The sequence below is a fragment of the Pseudoalteromonas sp. genome (genome assembly GCF_041629635.1).
Classification (GTDB): Bacteria; Pseudomonadota; Gammaproteobacteria; order Enterobacterales; family Alteromonadaceae; genus Pseudoalteromonas.
The window spans coordinates 1-19,060 of the sequence record NZ_JBFKMX010000069.1; the positions used below are offsets into that span (position 1 = coordinate 1).

The following is a 19,060-nucleotide window of genomic DNA, read 5'->3' on the forward strand; positions in this document are numbered from 1 at the left end:
CGGCTTAATATGAACGAATTAGAGTTAATGCATTGGGTCAAGCATCGGGTGTGGCACAACCACCGACGGGGTTAGGATGGCAATGCAGCTAACGCTGCATTGAACCACGAACATAGACTGAAGACCGGTGCTACGTCGAGTTAAGTAAGGTCTGCTCTGCTCATGAAAATGAGTAACCAACGAATACCAGCATGAAAACCGACGAAATTACTTGCTTCATCCTATGCGTTAACTCGCTCTAATTCGAATTAAAATAATTATGGCTTAAAAAGTTAGGCGAGGATCAGTGTATTTAACTTGACAGTGGGAGTCATACCAACGCCCCATTCAGGGGCTGATAATAGTTTGCTAAAATGTGTAGCGAAGCGAAAAGCTCGCAAGTTTTTAATCCCTGTTTAATTGCTTGTTAGCAATACCTAATTTCCAAAATACTATAAATCCAGCCAAAATTGTTAAGGGCATTGCAATAAAGACAAAAGATTCAAGAAAGTTGAGCTTTTGCAAATTTTCTGGCGTTACGTAAAACACTTTGGATTTATAGAGCATTTCAGCAGTTCTTGTGCTGTCAGCCTCTACAGGAGATGTATTTATCAACTTGAGATGGAAGTAAGAAAAGTATAAAAAAGTAGCGCCAATAGCATGGAAAATTGTTCCATATATTGAAAATATGATTTTTTTAGTTCTGTCAAATTCGCTCCAGAACTTTAATATGTAATCACTATCAGATTTCGAAGTTCTATTTTTAAAATCATAAGTTGCAGTTAAGCCAAGAGACTGAAGAAAGTTAAATGACGTAATTCCTATAACAGCTAAAGAAAACGCGTACACACCAAACTGCTCAGTCACCATGTAGAAACCATAGCCAAACATAATAGATAAGAGGGTTAAAAATAAGTGAGCTACGCTTACTCTGGGGAGCCGCCACCTATTATATATTTTCAAAACAATTGAAAAAATCACAATCACAATTGCAATGTTGATCGCTTTAGTTATTAACTCGCCTTTTGGGCTGTCGCCATGTATTTGGGTAAATACACATAACACGAACCAGCCCATAAATAACAATTTATCAGACACAGAGACTTCCTTTGTATTGCTAACGCCGCCTTAAGCGGTGAGTAATTGTTGGCAAAAATGTGTAGCGAAGCGGAACCGAGCCAACTGTTACGAATCCGACTTTAAGGCTTTGTTATATGCCATTAAATAATCAACAATTTTATTTGATATGTTTTTTAGCTCTTCCTGAGTATTGCTAGCAGCGACGTTTGTGACGATGAAGATGCCCATATTTTTCTTCGGATATATGGCAAGCCAACTAGACGTCCCCATTGAGCCGCCGCTGTGGTATAGCGTTTGTTCACTTGAATCATATTTATATGTGTTCCAAGAGAATGCTCTACCATGACCCGTCCAACTCTCATCCAGAAGTTGATGAGAAAGAGCCACCTCAGGTTCTGAGGATAATTGATGTTGAATATAACGTGTGACAGATTCCACGTTTGAAGTTAATCCTCCATCAGCAAACCAATATGCACTAGCCAAAGGCATTTGATTGCCATTTCCATCTGTTCCTACTGTAATTTTACCTGGTTCAAAGTTAGTTCCTCTGAATTTCGTGTCCTGCTCTCCAGACTTAGTTGTGATGAATTCAGAAATCAATGATGCAAAAGGTTTTTGGTAAACAGACTCCAGAATATATCCAGCTAAATTATAACCTACGGGTGAATATTGATAGTCATCGCCAGGGACAGAGTTAAGCTTCACTTTTTTAAGATCTTCAAAGTAGTCATCTCTGGAATATTTTGACATTTTCTCAAAAGCAATGCCTTTTACTCTATCTTCACTGCTGTAAGCAAAATTTTGCGGGAGACCACTGGTATGAGTCATAAGATGTCGTAAAGTTATATATTGGTTGGACAGCTCCAAATTTTTGTATTCGTTATTATTGAGGTAATGACGAATATCTTTATCAAGCTCAATTTTCCCGTCTAGAATGGCTTTAGCAACAACTAAACCGGTATACGTTTTGGTAATAGAGGCAATTTCGTATATTGTTTGGTTATTAGGAGTGTCTCCATTACTTAACGTCCCTAAATGATATTGGTAAGTATTTTCTGAATCTACAACAGAAATTGAGACCACCTGCCCAACATTTCCATCAATAAATTCAATGATTTCAGCTTTCGTATTTGACTCAAAATTCATTGAATCATGACTGTTACAAGAAGCCAGAACTGTTATTAATGAAATAACAAATATCAATGATATGGGTTGGGTTACTAATCGATTCACAAAAACTCCATAGTTTGAAACGCGAAAGGCATGTAGCCTCACTAAGAGGCGAGTTTAGGCTTGCTAAAATCTGCGACGAAGGAGCTCGAGCAAGCCGTGACGAGTCCTTTTACTTGAGTGACTTGTTATATTGAGAAACTAACTTAGGTTAGATGATTTAACTATTCTTTCTAGCTCCGCAACACGAGCTTCTAGTTCCTCAACTTTTGAGGATGAGCCTTTAAGTGACCTGATATCCTCAATTAGCTTTTTAGGCTCCATCCAATAATTCATAATAAGCATGAATACGCCCATACCTAACATAAATGAAACAAGTTCCCACATGTGTAATTCCTTTAATATATTCAGATAATCGAAACATCAGCTATATCTTGCCAGCTTCGCTAATATTGAATCGAAATATAACAGTTTATTAAGAGGCAAGTTGCCTCTTTTTCTACCGCAACATCGCCTGTTTACATTCTAAAGCAATTTATAACACTAATAATTAGTTGTTACTAGTCAGATAGTTATTTGAAAATTAACATTTTATAAGTTGCTAAAAACAGGCAAATTGCCTGTTAATAATATTAAGGGGGAAATAATCATTAAGAAATGGAATTGGCGTAATTTTTACATCTAACAACGAAAAATTTGATATGAGCATGGAATAATCTATTAAATGACCGCTATTCGCTCGAAGCTGATATTGATGGCTAATGCTAAAATTATTTTCCGCCTTAACAAAAACGAAAAAATAAATTGAAAATTAATGTTCAGCATGACCATTGGGACAAATACGCATGAACTATAGATGGTGATTACATGCCGTTTGGGTTTACTTCAATTTAGCTTGATGATTTTTTGGATTGTGGCCTGCTTTAAATACGAAAAATCCCTTTATATTTTAATCTTTGGAACAGTGCCATTATTCAAATTTATTGCTTATAAACATGTGGTGTATTTTTGGCTTACAAAAAAACTGACAAGTGCGCCACAATTGGCGCACTATATTCATACAAGTGGTGAAAAGAAGGCTTACATTCTCGCTTCTAACATTAAGCGTTTCATATCTGATACCGCTTTTGCTAAGCCATCAATCGCTGCGCGGGCAACAATTGCATGGCCAATATTAAGCTCATAAATTTCTGGAATGGCTGCGATTGGTTTTACATTATGGTAATGCAAACCATGGCCAGCATTAACGGTTAAACCAAGGCCTGCGGCGTATTTACAGCCTGCAGTGATACGTGCAAGTTCTTCATCGCGGTCTTTATCGTTTTCAGCATCGGCGTAAGCACCCGTGTGAATTTCAACAAATGGCGCTTTTACGCGGACACACGCATCTAGCTGTGCTTCAATTGCATCAACAAATAACGATACTTTAATGCCAGCTGCACTTAGCTTTGCTACTGCATCTGCTATTTTTGCTTCATTGCCAATCACGTCTAAACCACCTTCGGTAGTAAGCTCTTCACGCTTTTCTGGCACTAAACATACATATTCAGGGTTCACTTCAAGCGCTATACCTATCATCTCATCGGTAACGGCCATTTCTAAATTCATACGTGTTTGAATGGTTTTTGCCATCACATAAACATCACGATCTTGAATATGGCGACGGTCTTCACGTAAGTGAATAGTAATACCATCTGCACCTGCATGCTCTGCAACCGTTGCCGCATGGGCGGGATCTGGAAATTGTGTGCCACGAGCTTGTCTTAACGTAGCGATATGGTCAACATTGACCCCTAATAAAATCTCTTTCATATTTTAAGATCCAAATAATTCTCTGCTTTTCAGCTGTTTATATCCTAAAAGCGGATTAAGTAAATAGCGCGCCAGTTGCTTTGCCAATGTGCGGGTTAGCTTATCAGAAAAATCTAACTGTGCAATTTGTTGAATTTGTTTGCCACTTAAGCCACGCTTACTGCCCTTCAGCGAGAGCCAACCGAGCTCATTCTGGTACTGATAATACGTTTCATCTTGCAATTCAGAGCCATGGGCATCAAAAGAAAAATCAAGCCCAACGCCAAGTGCTTCTAACAATTGAAATTCATACGAACGTAAAATAGGTTCAAAGTCTTCGTCAGTGGCTAACTGCGTTAAATGTAGGTGATATAATTCGTAAATGTCATCAAGTGGTTCGTTAATCGGGGTTAAACGTGCGGTAAGTTCGTTGAGGTAAAAACCACAGTACAAGGCTTTATTTTTGAGTGCGACAAGGCTCTCTAGCTCGTACTGGTTTAAGTATTTAATATCGCCTTTGCCAGCATATTGTACGCTAAGACGACTAAATGGCTGAAGGTTGGCTTTTTGTTTGATGCTGTTGCGCCCTTTTATACGGGCTAACAAGCGAAGATGACCAACACCTTGTACCAACAGGTCCAACATTAACTGCGAGTCGCTAAATGGCCGTGAATGCAGTAAATAAGCTGGCACAAAGTGTTGCATTGATTAGGCCTTAGTCTTCACCATAGCCTAAGCTGCGAAGTGCGCGTTCATCATCAGCCCAACCTGATTTCACTTTCACCCAAAGCTCTAAAAACACTTTGTTATCTAGCATGCTTTCAAGGTCTTTACGTGCTTCACGGCCAATCACTTTAAGCTTTTCGCCTTTGTTACCAATGACCATGCGCTTTTGCGTTTGGCGCTCAACCAAAATTAGGCCGTTAATTTGCCAAACACCGTTATCCATCCATTTAAACTGTTCAATTTCTACAGTTACTGAATAAGGTAATTCATCGCCCATAAAGCGCATTAGCTTTTCACGAATGGTTTCCGCCGCCAAAAAACGCATTGAGCGGTCGGTTACGTAATCTTCAGGGAAGTAAAACTCACACGCAGGTAACGTGTTGTGAACGTGTTGTTTGATTTGCTCAACGCGTTTGCCGTGCTTTGCAGAGATTGGGATCATATCAAGGAAATCACCTTTCGTTGCTAACCACTGCAAATGTGGAAGTAACTCTGCTTTTTCCTTAACGTTATCTTCTTTGTTAATTGCAAGAATGACAGGCACACCACTGCCCATCACCTTAGTGAGTACCATCTCGTCGTCGTCTGTCCAACGGGTACCTTCAACGACAAAAATAATTAACTCAACATCACCAATAGAACTGGACGCTGCTCGGTTCATTAAGCGGTTAATTGCACGCTTTTCTTCACTGTGCAGACCCGGTGTATCGACATACACAGCTTGGTATTTGCCTTCGGTGTGAATCCCCATAATACGGTGACGCGTGGTTTGCGGTTTACGTGAAGTAATACTTACTTTTTGCTCAACCAAACGGTTTAATAGCGTTGATTTACCCACATTTGGGCGACCAACAATCGCAATCATGCCACAATGGGTATCAATTGGTGCATCTAACAGTTCTTTATCAAGCGTCATCTTTAATCATCTTCAATGCAAGCTCAGCTGCTTTTTGTTCTGCTTTACGACGCGAACTTCCTTTAGCTACTACTTGAGGTTTATTCTCAATTAAGCACTCAACCGTAAATACTTGGTTGTGTGCTTGACCTTTAGTATCAATTACATTATAGCTAGGCAGAGGGATCTTGCGGGCTTGCAGATACTCTTGCAGCAAGGTTTTAGGGTCTTTTTGATTGTGCCCAGGGGTAATTGCTTGTAAACGCGTTTGATACCAGTTAAGTACTAATTCCCGACATGTTTCAATGTCTGAATCTAAAAATACAGCACCTATAATTGCTTCAACAGCATCCGCAAGCGTTGATTCGCGGCGGTAACCACCACTTTTCAGCTCACCTGGACCTAAGCGAAGAAAATCGCCTAGTTCAAATTCAATACCCAATTCTGCCAATGTTTGGCCACGCACAAGCGTAGAACGCATACGGCTTAAATCGCCTTCACGGGCTTTTGGAAATTGATGATACAAAGCATCAGCTATAACGAAGCTCAAAATCGAGTCACCTAAAAACTCAAGGCGCTCATTGTGAGCACCTCGGTAACTTCTATGGGTCATTGCTTGCTCTAGCAAGCGAACGTCGTTAAAGCTGTAACCTATCTTCTTAAATAATAAGTTTACGTCTTTAGTCATTATTAACTTTTACAAGATTATTGAATTTTGCCAAGGCGTTCAAAACGCACACCAGTTGGCACCCAAGACGGTAATAAACTGTCTTCGTCTTCTGAAAAAGTAAAGCTCATCCAAATAAATACTGCTTTACCTACTAAATTTTCTTTTGGTACAAACCCCCAAATACGACTGTCTTGGCTATTATCACGGTTATCACCCATTGCAAAATAATGGCCTTCAGGTACGCGCCATTCATCCTGTGCCGTACCCGCTTGCTGATAATAACGACCCGATAATTCAGGCATTGCTGGGTTAATTAGAATATCGTGCTGCAAATTTGCTAGCTGCTCAGTCACACGAATTTGTGGAATACCCGCTAGGCTAAACTCACCTTGGTTTACTAGCTCACGTTCCATTTTATTAAACTGACCACAGGTTAAACCTTGGCTGTCAGTTTGGCCTGCTTCACATTTAGGCTTAATGTAAATTTCCTTATTACGATAAATAATGGTATCACCCGGTAAACCAATTACACGTTTAATAAAGTCAATTTTATCGTCTTCAGGATATTTAAATACGAATGGGTCACCTCGCTCTGGCGTGCCCACATCCATCAATTGCGAGCGCCAAACTGGGTCTTTAACACCATAAGAATATTTTTCCACCAAAATGAAATCGCCCTTTAATAAGGTTGGCATCATTGAACCTGATGGAATTTGGAACGGTTCATACAAAAACGAACGGAAAATTGTAATGGCGGCAACCATAGGAAAAATCGACTGCGCTGTTTCAGCAAGTGAATGCTGCGGTGCAATCTGTTCGATAACCTCATCAGTTAATGGTGTTTCACTTGCGCCCTGTGCTATCGCAATGCGCTCTTTACGCTTTGGCGCGTAAACCAAGTGATCAATCAACCAAATCAGGCCTGAACCTAAGGTCAACAATACAAGGAATATTGAAAAATAACCCGCCATGTAATTAACTCCTTACTTACCCACTTTCAAAATGGCTAGGAAGGCGTCTTGAGGTACTTCAACATTACCTAGTTGTTTCATACGCTTTTTACCTTCTTTTTGTTTTTGTAATAGCTTTTTCTTACGTGATACGTCACCACCGTAACACTTCGCGATTACGTTTTTACGAAGTTGTTTTACAGTAGTACGTGCAATTACGTGTCCACCAATGGTTGCTTGAATTGCAATATCAAACATTTGTCGTGGAATAAGCTCTTTTAGAGCTTCCGCTAATTGACGACCGCGCGATTGTGACGCGTCGCGGTGACAAATAATTGCCAGTGCATCAACACGATCGCCATTGATAAGAATATCAACACGTACCATATCAGCTGGTTGGAAATGCTTAAAGTTGTAATCCAGTGACGCAAAACCTCGGCTGGTCGACTTCAACTTATCAAAGAAGTCCATCACCACTTCACCCATTGGTAATTCGTAAGTAACAGCAACTTGCTTACCGTGATAAGCCATTTTCGTTTGTACACCACGCTTTTCAATACACAGCGTAATCACATTACCAAGGTATTCTTGTGGTACAAGAATATTCGCTTCAACAATTGGCTCACGGATTTCGTCAATGTTACCGACAGGTGGTAACGCAGACGGGTTATCGATATGTATAACATTGCCACCTTTTTCAACAATTTCATACACTACCGTTGGTGCAGTAGTGATAAGATCCATGTCGTATTCACGCTCGAGACGTTCTTGGATAATTTCCATGTGAAGCATTCCCAAGAAGCCACAGCGGAAACCAAAACCAAGAGCAGTTGAATTTTCTGGCTCATAGAATAAAGATGCATCGTTAAGGCTTAATTTTGACAGTGCATCACGGAAACTCTCATATTCATCCGATGAAATTGGGTACATACCCGCGTAAACTTGCGGTTTGATTTTTTGGAAACCAGGCAGTGGGCCATCAGCAGGCTCACGTTGTAAGGTAATAGTATCACCAACTGGTGCGCCGTGGATTTCTTTAATACCCGCAATAACAAAACCTACTTCACCCGTTCTTAAAATGCCGGTGTCAGTTTGTTTTGGCGTGAAAATACCCACTTTATCAACAATATGAACCTGACCATTTGACATGATCTGGATTTTGTCGCCTTTTTTCAGTTCACCGTGTTTAATACGAACCAGTGATACAACGCCCTGGTATGGGTCAAACCATGAATCGATAATCAGTGCTTGTAATGGTTTTTCTGGGTCGCCCTCTGGCGCAGGGATATTTTTAACAATATCTTCTAGTACCGCATCGATACCTAAACCTGTTTTTGCACTACACTGAGTTGCACCCGTTGCGTCAATGCCTACGATATCTTCAATTTCTTCTGCTACGCGGTCAGGATCTGCTTGTGGTAAGTCAATCTTGTTTAAAATTGGTAAAACTTCTAAATCCATTTCAATTGCAGTGTAGCAGTTAGCAACAGTCTGCGCTTCTACACCTTGACCTGCGTCTACGACCAATAATGCACCTTCACACGCGGCTAATGAACGTGATACTTCATAGGTAAAGTCAACGTGACCTGGGGTGTCAATGAAGTTTAACTGATAAGTTTCACCATCATTTGCGGTGTAGTTAAGTGTTACACTTTGTGCTTTAATGGTAATACCGCGTTCACGCTCAAGATCCATTGAATCCAACACTTGCTGTTGCATTTCGCGATCAGATAAACCACCACAAACTTGGATTAAGCGATCGGATAATGTCGATTTACCGTGGTCAATGTGGGCAATAATAGAAAAGTTACGAATGTGCTTCATATGTTGGATTCAATACTTCTAAATAAATAGGGTTCAAAATCAAAACGCCAATTTTACCCTTAATTTGGCTTAATCACCATTAATTTGCGTGATTGGTAGGCTGATTGGGTAAATTTTTTTTATTTTAATATGATTTTTTAACCCTTTTTGCTTTGCTTTTGCCAATAAAAAGCCAATATAGCCACCAAATATGGCGAATAGCACTTGCCAAAGTTCAGCCAATACAAATACCTTTGCAGCGACAACTGTAAATATCAATGCAACTAACAATGGCACCATATAAGTTAAAAGCGACATTTTAATAACATGGGAATCATCTAAGACTAAATCTACTTTTTGACCGACTTCCAGCGTTTTATCACTTTCAATCGTGAGCTCGGAGCGTTTATTAGCAAATAATTTAGCAAATGTAAGGGAGCCGCACTTGCCATCACAACCACTACATGCTTGTGGTTTAGGGAGTGCAAAAGTGACCAAAGAATTATTTACTTTGGCCACCGTAAAGGTTTTTTCAATCATTAGTTTGCGCGTTGAACTGATTCTGCCACCAGTTTAGCAGTCATTGGCGGCAATTGGCCAATGACAGAGACTTCGTATCCAGCAGCTTGATGAATAAATACGGTTGTTGCACCAGCAGAAAGCGCTTTACTGCGACTATTACTTGCTAGAGGTCTTTGAATAAATACTGATACCTCAATCAAGCCATCGCTGAAAAGATAGTAATCGGCTAACTCGCCGTTTAAATTTAGCGTTTGACGCTCAGATTTAATCAATGAAAAACCTACTGGCATCGCTTTAATCTGCCATGTTTCAATGCTGTTATCATCAGATGCTGCGGCTACAGGTGATGGTAAATTTTGCTGACTCATTTCAATCAGTTCAACGCTCGGTTGCTCACTGAAACTGACATTAGTCATTTGCAGTTGTTCTACAATCTCACCAGCTGCTGAAACATAAGCGGTTTTTAGCGGTAACTTAGAATGGCCATCTAACCACAGCCAATAATTAAATTTGCTTTGATCTTTCGATTCAATTCTTACCAATTGGGCGACACGACCTGAAATACGCGATTTACCACCCAAAGCAAAATGATAATGAGGCTCTAAATCGACAATGTTATTAAAAATAACGCTTGGAATAGGCCCCGCGAGAGATGAGCTGTACAAAGAATAAGGTGTATTTTGCGGCTCAAAATAAGTCACGACATTATCAATACGTAACATTTCGACTCCGGCACCGTCAAGCAAACTTAAATGCTCTAATTCTTTGCCATTGTAGTTAGCATGACGCCATGCATAAGGTTCAATATTATTGCGCCCTTTAACCACAACAAATGAGGCGGTGAAGTTACTTTTTTTGACCGTTTCGGCCATATCTAATAATAGCTGCTTGGCTTCATTAGGTTCAGAAGCAAAGCTTGGCAACGCAACTACAAGCCAAACTAAGACAACGAATATTCGCATCGACTAGTTGTTCTCCGAATCGTCTTCTTTTGCTTTTTCAGCTTGTGCAATACGTGATTGACGTTGATGTTCAATTAACAGTGCACCTAAACGTTTTTCTTCTAACTCTTTTAGCCCTTTTTGCGCTGTTTCAAGCGCTGGCTCTGTAGAGTAACTCACAGGTGTTGCTGTGCCGCCGAAAGGCATAGTTTCGAGATTTTGCAATTGTGGTGCAGGGTTCAAAATATCAGCATCTTGCTGAGGCATCGTCTGAACACCAATAACCGCAACAGCCGCTACACTGGCAGCAATTGCTAATTGGGCAAAAGGCTTCTTCCAATTTGATAGCACTGTGGCACTTGAATTATTTACCGCGGCAATATCTTCAGCGATAGGTGCTTGGCTGTATGTTTCTTCTTGTTCTAGTGCCAACGCGACTTGATCTGCGATATCGATTTGAATTAGCGCTTTACCTTCGCCGCGCATTACATCACCAATCAGTGAATAGCGAGATGCAGCGTGCTCTAACTCGTCCCCCAAATGTCGGCTTTCAAGGCTGTGCTCGTCATCAAACACCGCCGAAATTTGTTCTTTTCGTTTCTCATTCAAATTAGTCATAAAAGCGACCTATGCATTATTTAATATTGGATCAAGTCGGTTGTCGATTGCCTCGCGAGCACGGAAAATCCGTGATCTAACTGTACCTACTGGACAGTCCATTATCATGGCAATGTCTTCGTAACTTAACCCCTCTAATTCGCGTAATGTAATAGCTGTTTTAAGATCATCCGGTAAACCATCAATGGTCTTAAAAATAACCTGCTTAATTTCATCACTTAGTAATAAATTCTCTGGTGTAGAGTTACTTCTCAGTGCATCAGCACCATCATAAAACTCTGCATCGTCTGCATCTACATCATTCGCAGGGGGACGACGACCTTGAGAAACCAAATGATTTTTAGCACAGTTAACAGCAATACGGTAAAGCCATGTGTAAAAAGCACTCTCACCTCTAAAACCGGGTAACGCTCTATATGCTTTTATAAACGCCTCTTGTGCAATATCAGCAACATCTCCATGATTAGAGACGTAACGTCCAATTAAGTTCGCAACTTTATTCTGATATTTTTTTACTAACACATTAAACGCGTTTTTATCACCTTGCTGAACTTTTCTTACTAGCGCTAAATCCAAATCCTGCTCGCTCATTCGAGCCGGTACTCCTCTTATTTATTGTCTTTCTCTAGTTCCCGAGAATAATTTCACTATTTAGGACTCTAGGGTTTTGAAAAAGTTCGATACATTTTGTAAAAAACTTAATTAACTGACCTTAACACCTTTTCTAAAGCAAAATTAGCACAAAATTAACTTAAAGGTATAAATCGCAGCCTTTTCATCATTTCCTGCATATTATGTGTAACTTTAGTCTTTTTATCATTGTCGTAATTGGTGTTAATATAGCGCCCATAACTCAATAGCATTGTAAAGTGATACTTGTATGACAAATACACCACAATTAACAACAGATGTTGTTATCGTAGGCAGTGGTGCAGCAGGCTTAACCCTAGCGCTGACTCTCGCTAACCATTGCCACGTCACTGTGTTAAGCAAAGGACCATTAACCGAAGGTTCTACTATGTATGCCCAGGGTGGCATTGCTGCTGTATTTGATAAAGAAGATAGTATTGAATCTCATGTTGAAGATACACTCGCTGCTGGCGGTGGTTTATGTGATCGTGATGCGGTTCACTACACCGCTAGTAATGCAAAAACCTGTATGAAGTGGTTGATCGAACAAGGTGTGCCTTTTGATATGGACAAAAGTGCACTAGGCAAAGAGCGCTACCACTTAACACGTGAAGGCGGTCACAGCCATCGCCGCATTTTGCATGCTGCAGATGCTACAGGTAAAGCCGTGCAAACCACGCTCATTGACCGCGTAAAAGAACACCAAAATATTCAACTACTTGAACGATATAATGCAATCGACTTAATCACAGACGAAAAGTTAGGCCATCAAGGAAAACGTTGTCATGGCTTATATGTGTGGAATCGCACAACTGAACAAGTTGAGATTATAAATGCGCGTTTTATTGCGCTCGCAACAGGCGGTGCAAGTAAAGTGTACCTTTACACATCTAACCCTGATGTCTCTAGTGGCGATGGTATCGCTATGGCGTGGCGTGCGGGTTGTCGCGTTGCCAACATGGAATTTAATCAGTTCCATCCAACCAGCTTGTATCATCCAGAATTACAGAATTTTCTAATTACAGAAGCAATGCGTGGTGAAGGTGCATATTTAAAACGCCCTGATGGCTCACGGTTTATGCCTGATTTTGATGCGCGCGCTGAACTTGCACCGCGAGATGTGGTCGCCCGTGCAATCGATTATGAAATGAAGCGCCTTGGCGCTAACTGTGTTTACCTCGATATCAGCCATAAAGATAAAAACTTTATTATCGACCACTTCCCTACCATTTATGCAAAATGTTTGAGCGTAGGGTTAGATATTACCAAAGAAGCTATACCGGTGGTGCCGGCGGCACATTATACCTGCGGTGGTGTAATGACCGATTTTAATGGTAAAACCGATTTAGATAATTTATATGCGATTGGTGAAGTTGCCTACACAGGTCTTCACGGTGCAAACCGCATGGCGAGTAACTCTTTACTTGAATGCATTGTGTTTGCTCAAGCTGCAGCCAAAGATATTATTGCTCAATTAGCACAATCACACATTCCTGCAACAATACCAAATTGGGATGAAAGCCGAGTCACAAATTCAGACGAAGAAATTGTAATTACCCATAATTGGCATGAACTGCGTTTGTTTATGTGGGATTACGTTGGTATTGTTCGCACCACAAAACGATTAGAGCGAGCTTTGCGTCGCGTTGAATTATTACAACAAGAAATTGATGAGTACTACACTAATTTCAGAGTTAGCAATAACTTGCTGGAGTTGCGTAACCTAGTACAAGTATCAGAGCTAATTATTCGCAGTGCACTTGAGCGAAAAGAAAGCCGCGGGCTGCATTACACGCTTGATTACCCCGAGCCAAAAGCAAATCCAAAACCAACCGTTTTACATAAACACTAATCGGGTTACTGCTTTTGATAAACGGCTCTTAAGAGCCGTTTTTTGTCTCTTTTGGAAAGTGAGCTTAGCATAATAAACTGGTTATTTTTACTCGGTTTATGTTTAAATTTCAAAAACACAAACCAATTAGTAACAATACTGAAAGGGCTTATTTCACCAATCAATTTACCGCTTGAATAACTTAACTCTGCACGCTTTTCATCTAGCAATAAATTGCTGTCACTTACCAACATTTTATTGAGCTTGTAAAAACAATAATAACTAAGAAAGAGTAAAAAAGTGGTAACACACAAAAACGAATAGAGGCTTTCTGCAGGCAACAGTGCAATGGTAAAAATAGGCAGGTTAATGCCGATATAAACACTCGGCATTATTTTTGATTCGCCAACGTATATTCTATACTCGGACACGGTTTAAAATAGTATTAACCATGTAATTTAGCTCAGCGTCTTTGCACTCTTCATGACCCATAAACCATGCAAACAGATCGGGATCGTCGGCTGTCAGTAAACGCTGAAAAATCGCTTTATCGTTGTCACTTAACGTATCAAAGGCTTCATCAACAAATGGTCTCAGTAAAACATCCAGTTCCAACATACCACGGCGACATGCCCAACGTAATTTAGCCTTACTATCTAAATTGCTCATTTCATACCTCGTTAATTAGCGCTAGCTAATAGTAGCAAAAGCTAAGCATGCAATCATCAGGAATCTAAGTTAAAATCAACGCATTAATTTATAGTGATATGTCAATTATGGTATTAGCAAATCGTATAGCTGAAAAAATTGTTGTAATAAGTGGTCAAGACAGAAAATCTTATCTCCATGGTCAAGTAACTCAAGACCTTAATTTACTTAATGAAAGTACGTTTTTATGGTCAGGTCACTGTAACGCCAAAGGCAAACTATGGTCAGTACATAAGCTTATCGCAAGCGACGAAAGCTACTTATTACTCGCAAGTGAAAGTGAAGCAAATCAAAGCTTTAGTGAACTTAAAAAATACGGCGTATTTTCACAAGCTGAATTTGAGCTAAGCGAGTCATTACACACCATTGGCCTTATCGCAGAAAGCACCAGTGAAATTGAGTCACTACTGACTATTTCATTTGGTGAAAGTAATTTAGTCAGCTTTGATTTAGGCTATGCACTACAATTAGCAAATGGTCTTGTTGAGCTTGTTATTGCTGAAGACAAACTTGCAGCACTTGAAAGTAAAATCACTATCGAAGCCCATGAAAATGATTGGCTTGCAGCCACAATTAAAGCAGGTTTACCACGTTTAAGCGCTGAGACACTAGACGAATTTGTACCACAAATGGTAAATCTTCAAGCAATTGGCGGCATTAGCTTTAATAAAGGCTGTTATACCGGGCAAGAAACCGTAGCTCGCATGAAGTACCTAGGCAAAAACAAACGTGCCATGTACAGCTTATTTGCCAAAGAACAAACGATTGAAAGTGCCAGTGAAGTTGAAATTCAACTGGGCGAAAACTGGCGAAGAGCCGGTAAAATTACCAATATTGCGGTAACCACAGAAGGCACGTTTGTGCAGGCAGTGTTACCAAACGATACATCTGAGCAAGTTCAGTTGCGAATAAAAGATCTCGAAGAGTCTCGCCTTTGCGTGACACCTCTTCCATACACACTTGAAGATTAGGTTAGATATGAAAATAGCACAGCAAAAAGTGGTAAAACTACATTATTCAGTAATGGATAAAGACAATAATGCAATCGACAGCTCATTTGATAACGAGCCGCTTGAATTTATTGTTGGCTCAGGTTTTTTAATTCCAGGCCTTGAAGATGCGCTAATTGATAAGCAAGCTGGCGATACATTCACGGTAGCAGTAGCTGCAAAAGATGGCTACGGTGAGCGTCATGATGGCCTAATGCAAGCAGTACCAAGATCAATGTTTGAAGGCATGGACATCGAAGTAGGTATGCAATTTCGCGCAACTACTGATGAAGGCGAGCAAACCGTTGTAATCATCGACATTCAAGACGAAGATGTCGTTGTCGATGGTAATCACCCCCTATCAGGTATTGATTTAACATTTGATGTTGAAGTGCTTGAAGTGCGCGATGCAACTGAAGAAGAGCTAGCACATGGCCATGTGCACGGTGCTGGCGGCTGCGGTTCAAACCATGACCATGATGAAAATGGCGGCTGCGGTTAATTAAGCAGTAATTTAAATAAAAAAATAGCGCTATTGAGCGCTATTTTTTTGTTTATCTAAAGCAGCAATTAAGCCAGCTTGATCGTTTGTGCCTAGCCGTATTTTAGTGTCATCTTGTAATACTAACTCTACGGCTTTAAAACCGTGGGCAGAATAGACAAAACCTTCGTGACTGATACGAAGTCCTATGCCATGACGCCACGAATTTGTTACTGCTTGGTACGAAACAACGTCAGATAGCGGCAGCGTTTGACCAAACCAGCCAAAAGCAAACCCCCACTTAATTGTGTTATCTTTCACTGTCACCGTCATACCATGAAATAATAAAGCAACTAACAGCACAACCCCTGCAAATAAAAGTAAGCCCATAATAGGTCCTAGTAGATAAACTGCTAATAAGGTGAATGATAAAATCCACGACATTAAAAATAAAATAGCCCAAGCCATTTGCTTATGGGAATACATTCAGATTGTTCCTAATTAATTAAAGCTAAAAACAAAAGTAGCACTTGTTTCAGCATCATAACTTCGCTTACCTGCTTCTGGCAGCGTGTTGTAACGGTATAGGTAAGAAAATTTTAAACTCAGTGCGCCACTGATTTGACTAACCAAAGATGTTTCTGACTTAATACGCGAATTTAAACCACTTAATGAATGTTCGGCACTAATATCTTGGTTAAAACGAGTACGTTTACTAACAATGCGCTCCCATTGCAATGCTAACCTCACCAAGTAACCTAAATTAGACTCCTTTGATTCCATCATTTGGTAGTTCAATCCCGGACCAAAATCCAAATCGATGCTGTCTTTTTTAGTTTCTAAAAAACGCCAACCATAGCCAGTTGCAATACTAGCCTGCTTTTCAATACCACTGAACTTATCAAATTCGTAATCACCATATAAAAACAGCGATGTATTCTTATCTTCAAGTAAATAATTGCTTTGCAATGAAGAAAAATAACGAGCTGCAGACAACCCTTTACTCTCTTCGGTTTCTTTTTTCACTAAGGAATCAAACTTGAGCTGATTTCGCCAGTTATTTAGATCCTGCATTAGGTTAGTTTTTAGTTTTGCACTGGATGTATTGGTGTTTCCGGTGGTAACAATAAAGCCCAACTCTAAATCACCAAACAACAAACGACCTTTATTTTCTTCGTATCTGTTATCGACCGGTGTTTCACCATAAATGGCAAAATCTTCGAACGGATCTGTTGCCATTGCCTCATAACAAAAACACATACACAAAAAAACTAACCAGCGCATTACAAACTACTTCAAACCTCTATCCGTCAATGAAAACTTAGATTAATAAATAAACTTAAAATATTCCGCGCAAAAAATGTAATTTTGCTAGCAAATTTTTTAAATTTCATCGAGTGATTTAATTATTTCCAAAGCACGTGAACAAACGGCGCTGCTTTGTCACGGCTAATCAAAATACGCGCAAATAGCACATCTTGATTATCAAATTCGAGTCCCACCAACACTTGCACATAAAGCTCTGGTTCAATTTCAAATTCAGTAAACTCATGCCAAGATTCGTCTGGCTCACTCTCTTCGATAAACCCTAAATCTTCACGGTACTTGTTAAACTCAATAATATCTTGCTCAGAAAGGTTATCAGGTGCAAGTTCTAAAAACACCTCATAAGCGTGGTTAGTGACTTCTTCAATGGTCCACAAATGATCTTCTTGGGTCATAATTTTTGCTCAAAAAATTTTTGCTAATTATATCAAAACAAAAAAGGCAAAGAAGTCCCTCTTTGCCTTATATTTTTGTGATTTGAACTAGCGCACTACTCGTTCACTAACTTCCCTTTTACTTTTTCACGCATTGTTTGGATTAACGCATAGAAAATCGGGATAAGCAGCGTACCGAAAATCGTTGCTGCCAACATACCTGCCAGTACAGTTAAACCTAAGCTTACTCGGCTACCGGCACCTGCACCAGTTGCAAATACCAATGGTAAAACACCCAACACAAATGAGAACGCCGTCATCAGTACTGCTCTAAAACGCAGCCTTGCTGCATTAAGCGCAGAATCAAATATACTATGCCCTGCAGCACGTTGCTCCATCGCAAATTCAACAATCAAAATTGCCGTTTTGGTGGAAAGACCAATCAGCAATATTAAACCCACTTGGGCATAAATATTGTTCGCCATACCGACAGCATAAAGTGCAGCCATCGCACCAAGAATTGCGAGCGGTACAGCCGCAATTACTGAGAACGGAATCGTCCAGCTTTCATATTGAGCTACTAAGAATAGGTAAACAAAGATAATCGCTAAACCAAATAGCAACGGTGCTAAGTTACCAGCTTGAATTTCTTGTTTAGTTTGTCCAGCCCAATCGTAGATATAACCTGTTGGTAACTGTGCTGAAAGTTCTTGCATTACTTTAATCGCCTCACCACTTGAATAGCCTGGGGCAGGTTGACCTGTGATGCTTGCGCTACGATAAAGATTAAAGTGATTAATGCTAGTTGGCCCTAAAATCGGCTCAAGGCTGGCAAGCGTTGTTAATGGCACCATTTCACCATTGCTTGCTCGAACATAGTAATTATTCAAATCAGACGGGTCTTTACGATATTCCGTTTCCGCTTGAATAACAACCTGATAAGTACGTCCAAACTGGTTGAAGTCATTAATGTATAACGAGCCTAATTGTGCTTGCAGCGTAACAAACACATCACTTAACGCCACACCTTGTGCTTTTGCTTTATCACGATCAATTTCTAAGAAATACTGCGGTACATTGGCACGGAAAGTACTAAATACGCGGCTTAACTCTGGACGCTGGTTAGCTTCATAAATTAAACCATTCATTACCTGTGCAAGCTCCGACGGGTCTCTTCCTTCGCTGTCTAGTAGTCTAAACTCAAAACCTGAGCTGGTTCCTAGACCAGGAATTGGCGGCGGATTAAAGACGAAAATCTGCGCATCAGGCATTGCGAAAAGCTGACCCATTAATCGCGGAATAACTTGCCTTAAACCTAGTTCTGGTGCGCTACGTTCTTCCCAATCCTTCAAAATAATAATACCTAAACCATTATTTGAACCAGGACCACCTAACAGCGAACTCCCTGCAACTGAAATAAAGTCAGTTACTGCTGGATCAGCCAAAATCACATCATTAATTTTAGCCATTACTTCCGCTGTACGGCCACTTGCTGCTGCATCAGGCAATTGTACATCAACAAATAAATAGCCTTGATCTTCTGCAGGCACAAAAGCCGTTGGTACCGCTTTTGTTA

21 protein-coding genes are annotated in these 19,060 nt (G+C 40.2%); 3 read left to right on the forward strand and 18 right to left on the reverse strand.

Annotation, left to right across the window (positions count from 1 at the left end; all coding sequences use genetic code 11):
* Positions 1 to 384: 384 nt before the first annotated feature.
* From ABYD77_RS11045 to rpoE, 13 genes are all read right to left on the reverse strand, one after another.
* Positions 385 to 1,077, reverse strand: coding sequence for a hypothetical protein (locus ABYD77_RS11045; protein ID WP_372769826.1), 693 nt, complete (start codon positions 1,075 to 1,077; stop codon positions 385 to 387).
* 87 nt (positions 1,078 to 1,164) lie between these two features.
* A complete protein-coding gene (locus ABYD77_RS11050; protein ID WP_372769828.1) occupies positions 1,165 to 2,292 on the reverse strand; it encodes a serine hydrolase in 1,128 nt (375 codons plus the stop codon).
* A gap of 138 nt (positions 2,293 to 2,430) precedes the next feature.
* Complete coding sequence (locus tag ABYD77_RS11055; RefSeq protein WP_372769830.1) at positions 2,431 to 2,616, reverse strand: hypothetical protein; 186 nt, start codon at positions 2,614 to 2,616, stop codon at positions 2,431 to 2,433.
* A 693-nt stretch (positions 2,617 to 3,309) separates the two neighbouring features.
* Complete coding sequence (gene pdxJ / locus ABYD77_RS11060; protein ID WP_372769832.1) at positions 3,310 to 4,041, reverse strand: pyridoxine 5'-phosphate synthase; 732 nt, start codon at positions 4,039 to 4,041, stop codon at positions 3,310 to 3,312.
* Between the two features lie 3 nt (positions 4,042 to 4,044).
* Entirely contained in the window at positions 4,045 to 4,725 is a 681-nt protein-coding gene (recO, locus tag ABYD77_RS11065) for a DNA repair protein RecO (protein WP_372769834.1), read from the reverse strand.
* Positions 4,726 to 4,735: 10 nt separating this feature from the next.
* Entirely contained in the window at positions 4,736 to 5,662 is a 927-nt protein-coding gene (gene era, locus ABYD77_RS11070; protein ID WP_372769836.1) for a GTPase Era, read from the reverse strand.
* Positions 5,652 to 6,329, reverse strand: coding sequence for a ribonuclease III (gene rnc / locus ABYD77_RS11075; protein ID WP_372769838.1), 678 nt, complete (start codon positions 6,327 to 6,329; stop codon positions 5,652 to 5,654). Before rnc ends, era begins: the two co-directional genes overlap by 11 nt.
* A 17-nt stretch (positions 6,330 to 6,346) precedes the next feature.
* The gene (gene lepB / locus ABYD77_RS11080) at positions 6,347 to 7,282 is read right to left on the reverse strand and encodes a signal peptidase I (RefSeq protein ID WP_372769840.1); all 936 of its coding nucleotides are present in this window, start codon (positions 7,280 to 7,282) and stop codon (positions 6,347 to 6,349) included.
* Between the two features lie 12 nt (positions 7,283 to 7,294).
* Positions 7,295 to 9,085, reverse strand: coding sequence for a translation elongation factor 4 (gene lepA / locus ABYD77_RS11085; protein ID WP_372769842.1), 1,791 nt, complete (start codon positions 9,083 to 9,085; stop codon positions 7,295 to 7,297).
* A gap of 69 nt (positions 9,086 to 9,154) precedes the next feature.
* Positions 9,155 to 9,604 (reverse strand): SoxR reducing system RseC family protein, encoded by a 450-nt coding sequence (locus ABYD77_RS11090; RefSeq protein WP_372769844.1) that lies wholly within the window; start codon positions 9,602 to 9,604, stop codon positions 9,155 to 9,157.
* On the reverse strand, positions 9,604 to 10,548 hold the full coding sequence (locus ABYD77_RS11095) for a MucB/RseB C-terminal domain-containing protein (RefSeq protein ID WP_372769846.1): 945 nt from the start codon (positions 10,546 to 10,548) through the stop codon (positions 9,604 to 9,606). The genes ABYD77_RS11090 and ABYD77_RS11095 overlap by 1 nt, the downstream gene beginning before the upstream one ends.
* A 3-nt stretch (positions 10,549 to 10,551) precedes the next feature.
* Positions 10,552 to 11,145, reverse strand: a complete 594-nt coding sequence (locus ABYD77_RS11100; protein ID WP_372769848.1) for a sigma-E factor negative regulatory protein — start codon at positions 11,143 to 11,145, stop codon at positions 10,552 to 10,554.
* Positions 11,146 to 11,154: 9 nt separating this feature from the next.
* Positions 11,155 to 11,736, reverse strand: a complete 582-nt coding sequence (gene rpoE / locus ABYD77_RS11105; RefSeq protein ID WP_372769849.1) for an RNA polymerase sigma factor RpoE — start codon at positions 11,734 to 11,736, stop codon at positions 11,155 to 11,157.
* Positions 11,737 to 12,025: 289 nt separating this feature from the next.
* Between rpoE and nadB the strand changes: the two genes are divergently transcribed.
* The gene (gene nadB, locus ABYD77_RS11110; protein ID WP_372769851.1) at positions 12,026 to 13,627 is read left to right on the forward strand and encodes an L-aspartate oxidase; all 1,602 of its coding nucleotides are present in this window, start codon (positions 12,026 to 12,028) and stop codon (positions 13,625 to 13,627) included.
* 396 nt (positions 13,628 to 14,023) lie between these two features.
* Here the strand turns inward: nadB and ABYD77_RS11115 are convergent, their stop codons facing one another.
* Entirely contained in the window at positions 14,024 to 14,275 is a 252-nt protein-coding gene (locus ABYD77_RS11115) for a succinate dehydrogenase assembly factor 2 (RefSeq protein ID WP_372769853.1), read from the reverse strand.
* Between the two features lie 107 nt (positions 14,276 to 14,382).
* Here ABYD77_RS11115 and ygfZ point away from each other — a divergent pair, with 107 nt between their 5' ends.
* Both ygfZ and ABYD77_RS11125 read left to right on the forward strand, forming a co-directional pair.
* Positions 14,383 to 15,285 carry a tRNA-modifying protein YgfZ gene (gene ygfZ / locus ABYD77_RS11120; protein ID WP_372769855.1) on the forward strand — a complete coding sequence of 301 codons (903 nt, stop codon included), beginning with the start codon at positions 14,383 to 14,385 and terminating at the stop codon, positions 15,283 to 15,285.
* A 7-nt stretch (positions 15,286 to 15,292) separates the two neighbouring features.
* Entirely contained in the window at positions 15,293 to 15,805 is a 513-nt protein-coding gene (locus tag ABYD77_RS11125; protein WP_372769857.1) for a peptidylprolyl isomerase, read from the forward strand.
* Positions 15,806 to 15,835: 30 nt separating this feature from the next.
* Here ABYD77_RS11125 and ABYD77_RS11130 read toward each other — a convergent pair whose 3' ends face one another.
* From ABYD77_RS11130 to ABYD77_RS11145, 4 genes are all read right to left on the reverse strand, one after another.
* Positions 15,836 to 16,270, reverse strand: a complete 435-nt coding sequence (locus ABYD77_RS11130) for a hypothetical protein (protein ID WP_372769859.1) — start codon at positions 16,268 to 16,270, stop codon at positions 15,836 to 15,838.
* 15 nt (positions 16,271 to 16,285) lie between these two features.
* Positions 16,286 to 17,068 (reverse strand): YdiY family protein, encoded by a 783-nt coding sequence (locus ABYD77_RS11135; RefSeq protein ID WP_372769861.1) that lies wholly within the window; start codon positions 17,066 to 17,068, stop codon positions 16,286 to 16,288.
* 122 nt (positions 17,069 to 17,190) lie between these two features.
* Positions 17,191 to 17,505 (reverse strand): DUF440 family protein, encoded by a 315-nt coding sequence (locus tag ABYD77_RS11140; RefSeq protein WP_372769863.1) that lies wholly within the window; start codon positions 17,503 to 17,505, stop codon positions 17,191 to 17,193.
* A 95-nt stretch (positions 17,506 to 17,600) separates the two neighbouring features.
* The coding region (locus ABYD77_RS11145; protein WP_372769865.1) for an efflux RND transporter permease subunit at positions 17,601 to 19,060 on the reverse strand (1,460 nt) is incomplete at its 5' end.